The organism is Streptomyces sp. NPDC102462, from assembly GCF_044765425.1.
Classification (GTDB): domain Bacteria; phylum Actinomycetota; class Actinomycetes; order Streptomycetales; family Streptomycetaceae; genus Streptomyces.
This window is the reverse complement of the sequence record NZ_JBIWKB010000026.1, coordinates 66,469-72,468: the sequence shown is the minus strand read 5'-3', so window position 1 is coordinate 72,468 and position 6,000 is coordinate 66,469. Positions and strand designations below refer to the sequence as shown.

At 74.7% G+C, this 6,000-nt stretch carries 4 protein-coding genes and 1 pseudogene; 2 read left to right on the top strand and 3 right to left on the bottom strand.

Going from position 1 to position 6,000, the window contains the following annotated elements; genetic code table 11:
• Together ACIRFL_RS22765 and ACIRFL_RS22760 are read right to left on the bottom strand one after the other, a co-directional pair.
• Window positions 1-1,039, bottom strand: a pseudogene (locus tag ACIRFL_RS22765) (hypothetical protein); the annotation flags it as partial.
• 312 nt (window positions 1,040-1,351) lie between these two features.
• Complete coding sequence (locus ACIRFL_RS22760) at window positions 1,352-2,584, bottom strand: PP2C family protein-serine/threonine phosphatase (protein WP_404031185.1); 1,233 nt, start codon at window positions 2,582-2,584, stop codon at window positions 1,352-1,354.
• A gap of 343 nt (window positions 2,585-2,927) precedes the next feature.
• Here ACIRFL_RS22760 and ACIRFL_RS22755 point away from each other — a divergent pair, with 343 nt between their 5' ends.
• Together ACIRFL_RS22755 and ACIRFL_RS22750 are read left to right on the top strand one after the other, a co-directional pair.
• Window positions 2,928-4,859: a DUF1996 domain-containing protein gene (locus ACIRFL_RS22755; protein WP_404031298.1), complete on the top strand. Its 1,932-nt coding sequence runs from the start codon at window positions 2,928-2,930 to the stop codon at window positions 4,857-4,859.
• A gap of 115 nt (window positions 4,860-4,974) precedes the next feature.
• Window positions 4,975-5,427, top strand: a complete 453-nt coding sequence (locus ACIRFL_RS22750; RefSeq protein WP_404031183.1) for a flavodoxin family protein — start codon at window positions 4,975-4,977, stop codon at window positions 5,425-5,427.
• Between the two features lie 69 nt (window positions 5,428-5,496).
• Here ACIRFL_RS22750 and ACIRFL_RS22745 read toward each other — a convergent pair whose 3' ends face one another.
• The gene (locus tag ACIRFL_RS22745) at window positions 5,497-5,934 is read right to left on the bottom strand and encodes a VOC family protein (protein WP_404031181.1); all 438 of its coding nucleotides are present in this window, start codon (window positions 5,932-5,934) and stop codon (window positions 5,497-5,499) included.
• Between the last annotated feature and the right edge of the window lie 66 nt (window positions 5,935-6,000).

The following is a 6,000-nucleotide window of genomic DNA, read 5'->3' as shown; positions in this document are numbered from 1 at the left end:
CCGGCTGGGGGCCGAACGTCGTCGCCCCTGGTTCCGGCCGGGGCTCGAATGCCGACGTCACCGGTTCTGGCTGGGGGGTGAACGCGGTCGTCACTGGTTCTGGCTGGGGGGCGAACGTCGTCGCCCCTGGTTCCGGTCGGGGCTCGAATGCCGTCGCCACTGTTTCCGGCTGCGGGGCGAACGCTGTCGCCGCCGGTTCTGGCTGGGGGGCGAACGTCGTCGCCACTGGTTCCGGCCGCGGCTCGAATGCCGTCGGCACCGGTTCCGGCTGGGGGGCGAACGCGGTCGCCATCGGTTCCGGTCGGGGCTCGAACGCAGCCGCCGCGGCTTCCGACTGCGGCTCGAACGCCGTCGCCACCGCCTCCGGTGGCCGCGCGGCGTGCCGGGTCAGCAGCTCGCGTGCCGCGGCGAGCTTGCGGCGGTTGCTCTCCTTGGCGGCGGCCGGTGAGCGCCTGCGCGGCCCGGTGGCGGGCGCAACCGGCGCCGGCGCCGGCGCGTTCGGCGGCTCGGGTTCGCGCCGCTGTCCGGGCACGGCGGGCACGGCGACCGGCCCCGCGGCCGGCTCCAGCGCGGAGCGAGCCGCAGGCTCCGGGAGCGGGCGGCCGGTGGGCTCGGGTGCCGGGGCGCCGGGCAGGGCCGGTGCCGGGCCGGCCGGCAGCGCCGGGATCGGGCCGCCGGTCAGTTCCGCGACGGCGCGGCCGGCCGGCCCCGGGGGCAGTTCGGGCACGGAACGGCCCGCGGCCTCCCGCGGGGTCGGGCCGGGGCGGTTCGCGGCCGGCCGCTCGGGCATCCGGTCGGCCGGGAGCACGGCCGGAACGGTCGGGCCGAGCTTCGCGCGCGCCACGTCGAACCACTGCCGGGCCACCTCGTCGAGGGCGGGATCGCCGCGCCCGCCCGGCCGCTTGCGCAGCGGGACGCCGCGGGTCCGTGTTCTGGCGGTCATCGCACGCGTCGCGTTGTAGTTCCCGGTGGCGTTCTCGGCCTGGTCGTACAGGCTGTCGATCCGTTGCCGGACCTCGTCGCGGCTCTCCGGCGCCATGGGCGACGCACTCCTTCCGTGCTCCGCCTGCCGGGTCGGCCGTCGGGTGCGGGCGTACGGCTCCGGAAGGCGTGCCCCACGGCCCCTGCCCGCGCGGGGCGGTCGGGCCGGTTCACCCCGTCGTCGGTCGGGGCCCCGGCTCCGGCCGGCTCGGCGGCCACCGGACTCGGCGCAGGCCACGCGGCCCGACGGGGTTCGCCGGGTGCACCGGGCGGCCTGGGCGTCAACCTAGCCAACTTGTGTGCCCCGTGTGAAGGTTGGAGCGGGGAATGCCCGATACGCCGGTGTGTGATCCGTCCGGCAGCCCGGCCGTCACAGCCTGACGACGATGAGCGCGGTGTCGTCGGTGGCGCCCTCGGGCGGCAGCAACTCCCGCAGTACGGCGTCGGCGAGCGCTTCCGGTTCGGCGGTGCGGTGGCGGCCGAGGGAGTCGGCGAGGCGGGCAAGACCGGCGTCGATGTCCTCGCGCCGCCGCTCGATCAGCCCGTCGGTGTACAGGACCAGCGACGCACCGAGGCCGAACGTGGTCAGGGCCTGCCGGCGCGGCCGGGGATCGGGCCGGGCGTCGAGCGGGGGATCGGTCGCCCGGTCGAGGAAATCCACACGGCCGTCGGCGTGGACGAGCGCCGGCGGCGGGTGGCCCGCGCTGCTGTAGGCGATGGTGTGCGCGTCGAAGTCGATGAACGTCGTCACCGCCGTGGCCGATTCGGCGCCGTCGACCACATGGGCGTAGCGCCCCAGGACGTCCAGGGCCTGGGCGGGGCCCGCGGCGACGCGTGAGGCGGCGCTCAGGGCGCTGCGCAACTGCCCCATGACACCGGCCGCTTCCAGGCCGTGCCCGACCACGTCGCCGACCGACACGGCGATGCGGTCGCCGTCGACCAGGTCGACGAGGTCGTACCAGTCCCCGCACACGTTCAGCGCGCCGACGGCGGGCCGGTAGCGCACGGCGGCCCGGTGGCCGCCGAGTTGCCGCGGCGCGGGCAGCATCGCCTTCTGCAGCGCGAGCGCCACCTCGCGCTCGCGCGCATGCGCCTGACGCAGCCGCTCGTTGACGTCCTGGAGCGTGCAGGCGCGCCGGTACAGCTCGGACTCCAGTGCCTCGCCCCGGCCGGCGCCGGCCTCGCGCCGCACCCGGACGAGTTCGGTGGCCTCCTCGATCCGGTGCACCAGCAGGGCGACCCTGCCGTCCCGGTCCAGCACCGGAGCGTTGACCGGGCTCCAGTACCGCCTGTCCCAGTGGCCGGGCCGGTCGGGGTGCTGGAGGTCGTAGCGTTGCGGGGCCATCGCGTCCCGCTCACCGGTGGCCAGCACCCGCAGCAGGGACGCCTCCAGGCTGCGCATGCCGGTCGCGGCGGGCTCGGCCGGGTTGTCCGGGAAGACCTCCGACAGGTGCCGTCCCACCACGTCCTCCCGCTTGCGGCCGGAGGCGCGCAGGAACTCCTCGCTGGCGTCCGTGTACACGAGGTCGGGCGTCAGCAGGGCGACCATGCCGGGCCATGCCTGGAACACGGCCGCGTAGTCGATGTCATCCGTGTCGTTCATGCCCCTGCCGTCCCGTCGGACGCCGACCCGTGAAAAGCGACGTTTTCACACCATTTTCTCACGGAATATGAACCTGGAACTTGGCGAATGCGTCGCTTTGAGAAATGACCCGCGCACATTCGGTGACCGGTGTCGAGGCTGCCGGTGGTGCCTCCGCATTGCGTTCTCCATGAGGTGTCCGTGAATCTGTGGGGCGGTTGAACACATGGGGGCCCGCAGCCGTATGGGGCCGGGGGATTTCCATGCCGAGACGACCTGAGACGCAGGGGTACTTTCCGTGGGACGCACTACGCGCAGACGGCCGACGGGCGCACGGCGCGCGACCTTCGCAGCGGTCGCACTGATGCTGGGCGGAGGTGGGCTGATAGCGGCGAACGTGTACGCGTCGGCCACCGAAGGCGGCGGTCGGGAAACGAGCGGCAGCGGCACGTTGTCGGCCGCGGGCGCGGCCACGATCGACTGCCCCGACGTCGGCACGCGCCTGACCAGCGTGCCGGACGCCGCCAGGGGCGAGGTCGACCGCGAACTGGCCCTGCTGGACGAGCAGATCGCGGCCGCCTACCGGCAACTCCAGGAGGCGCCGCAGGAGCGGCGCCAGGACCCCGGGTTCACCGGCGGCGCCATCATGGACCCGCTCAAGGAGAAGCGGGCGGCGGCCATCGGCCGGATCGCCGACGCGATCGACCGGGCGGGCAAGGGCCCGCAGGGCCTGGACGAACTGGCCGAGTGCACCCTGCGCCCGGCCGATGACCGGTCCGGCGACGGCACGGACGGCGGCCGGGACGAGAGCGGCGCCGCACAGCAGCAGGACGGGGCCGCGCAGCAGCAGGACGGCGGCGGTCAGGACCAGGCCGGCGGTGCGCCGGGCCAGGGCAGCGGACAAGGGGGCAACGGCCCGGTCGCCTCGGACTACCAGGACATCACCACGGTCCAGCCCGGCCCGCAGAGCCCGCCACCGGCCGCCGACGCCTCCCGGGGCAGCTTCACCAGCGACTGCGGCGTCAACGCGAACGGCCTGTTCAACTCCGACAACGTGATCGTGGCCCCGGGTGTCTCCAACGGCGCCCACCACTTCCACGACTACATCGGCAACCAGGCCAACAACGCCTTCGCCGGCGACGACGACCTGGCGGGCGCGGACACCAGCTGTGTGGACAAGGGCGACAAGTCCTCGTACTACTGGCCGGTGCTGCGCCTGCAGAACGGCACCCGGGAGCGGGACGCCGACGCGCCCGGCGGCGGCACCGAGGGCAACGCCGGCCAGATCGTCACCCCCAAGCAGGTCACCCTCACCTACGGGGGCAACCCGCGCGAGAAGGTCACGGCCATGCCGCGGCTGCTGCGGATCATCACCGGAGACGCGAAGGCGTTCGTCAACGGCCCCGCGAACGCCAACGCCTCCTGGAGCTGCACCGGGTTCGAGGACCGGCAGTTGAAGGACAAGTACCCGCTGTGCCCGGCCGGCAGCGACGTCGTGCGCACCTTCGCGTTCCAGAGCTGCTGGGACGGCCGCAACACCGACAGCGCCAACCACCGCACGCACGTGGCCTTCACCACCGCCGACGGCGGCTGCCCCGCGGGGTTCCGGGCGATCCCGCAGCTGGTGCAGCGCATCGTCTACGACGTCGACGCGCCGAGCCTGACCGACGGCGGGCGCACGGTCCCGCTGTTCGCCGTGGACTCCTTCCCCGAGCAGCTGCACAAGCCCGTCACGGACCACGGCGACTTCATCAACGTCTTCGACGAGGCCCTGATGCGGGAGATGACGGACTGCATCAACAGCGGCAGGACCTGCGGCGCCGGCGCCGCCCCCGCGCCGAGCGAAGAGCCCGGGCCCGGCGAGCCGCCCGCGTCGAGCGCCGCCCCCACCGACGGCACCGGCACCGACCCGGAACCCGGCCGGAGCACCGACGAACCGCCCACCGCACCCCCGGCCGACGCGCCGGCCACCGAACCGGCCGACACCGGAGCGCCCACCGTTTCCGGCACCACCGCACCCCGGGTCTACGCGACGGCCTCGCCCGGACGCACCGACCCGGCCGCCCGACCGGGCGGCGCGGGCACCGGCGACGGCACCGGGACGACGGCGCCCGCACCGGCCGGCACGCCGGACGCCGCACAGGCAGGCGATCCCACCGCGGCCGGGCGGCCGGCGCCGCAGACGGCCCAGGGCGGCCTCGCGCACACCGGCGCGCAGCTGTGGCCGGGCGCGCTCGGCGCGGCACTCGTGATCGCGGGCTTCGTGGTCCTGCGCCGGACGGGGCACCGCGCCTGACACACGCGTCCGGCCCCGGCCGTGCCCTCCCGGATCCGGCGCCCGGCCGGCGCGTCGAGCGCCGCGCCGGGCGCCGTTTTGCGCGCGGGAGTCCCGCCACGGCAGGGTGCGGGGTGTGGCTACCTTGCTGATCGTGCATCACACCCCGTCGCCGCACTGCCAGGCGATGTTCGAGGCCGTCGTGGCGGGCGCCACGACACCCGAGATCGAGGGCGTACGGGTGCTGCGGCGGGCCGCGCTGTCCGCGACCGCCGGCGATGTCCTGGCCGCGGACGGCTATCTGCTCGGCACCCCGGCGAACCTCGGCTATCTGTCCGGCGCGCTCAAGCACTTCTTCGACCAGGTCTACTACCCCTGTCTTGACGAGACCCGCGGCCGGCCCTTCGGCTACTACGTGCACGGCGGGAACGACGTCACCGGGGCGGTGCGCGGGATGGAGTCGATCACCACCGGTCTCGGCTGGCGCCGCGCCGCCGAGCCCGTGACGGTGACGGGCGAGCCCGCCAAGGGTGACATCGAGGCGTGCTGGGAGCTGGGCGCGACCGTCGCCGCGGGGCTCGCGGACTGAGCGGAACCGGTCGCGCCGCCGCGCGTCACCAGCGGAACCGGTCGGGCCGCGCCGCGCGTCACGAGCGGGTCAGTAGACCGGTTGGCCGATGCTCAGCATGTTCCCCTCGCTGTCGCGGAACCAGGCCCCGCGGTCGCCCCGCGCGCCCGTGCTCCGGTAGTGCCCCCGGACCTCGGCGATCCCGTCCCGCGTCCGGCCGCCGCCGTACTCAGCGGCCAACTCGAACTCCTCGAACACCACTCCGCGTCGCCGCAGTTCCGATACGACCGTCTCGATGTCGTCGACCTGCCACGACATCTGGGTGAATGTTCCGGGCGAGGCGCCGGCCGACCGGAAGAGCTGGAATTCCCCGGCCGCGCACCGGTAGAGCAGGCCGCCGGGCCGTTCGTCGACCGGTTCCAGGCCGAGCTTTTCGGAGTAGAAGCGCCGCGCGCGCTCCAGGTCCTGTGCGGGGAGCCGGGTCGCGACCCGGCCCCGGGCCAGAGGGTTCGTGTCCTGTGGGGTCATACCGGCACTGTGCCCCGGACCGGGGCGCAGTGGGCCGGGTGGAGTGCGACGGTAACCCGGCTGGGC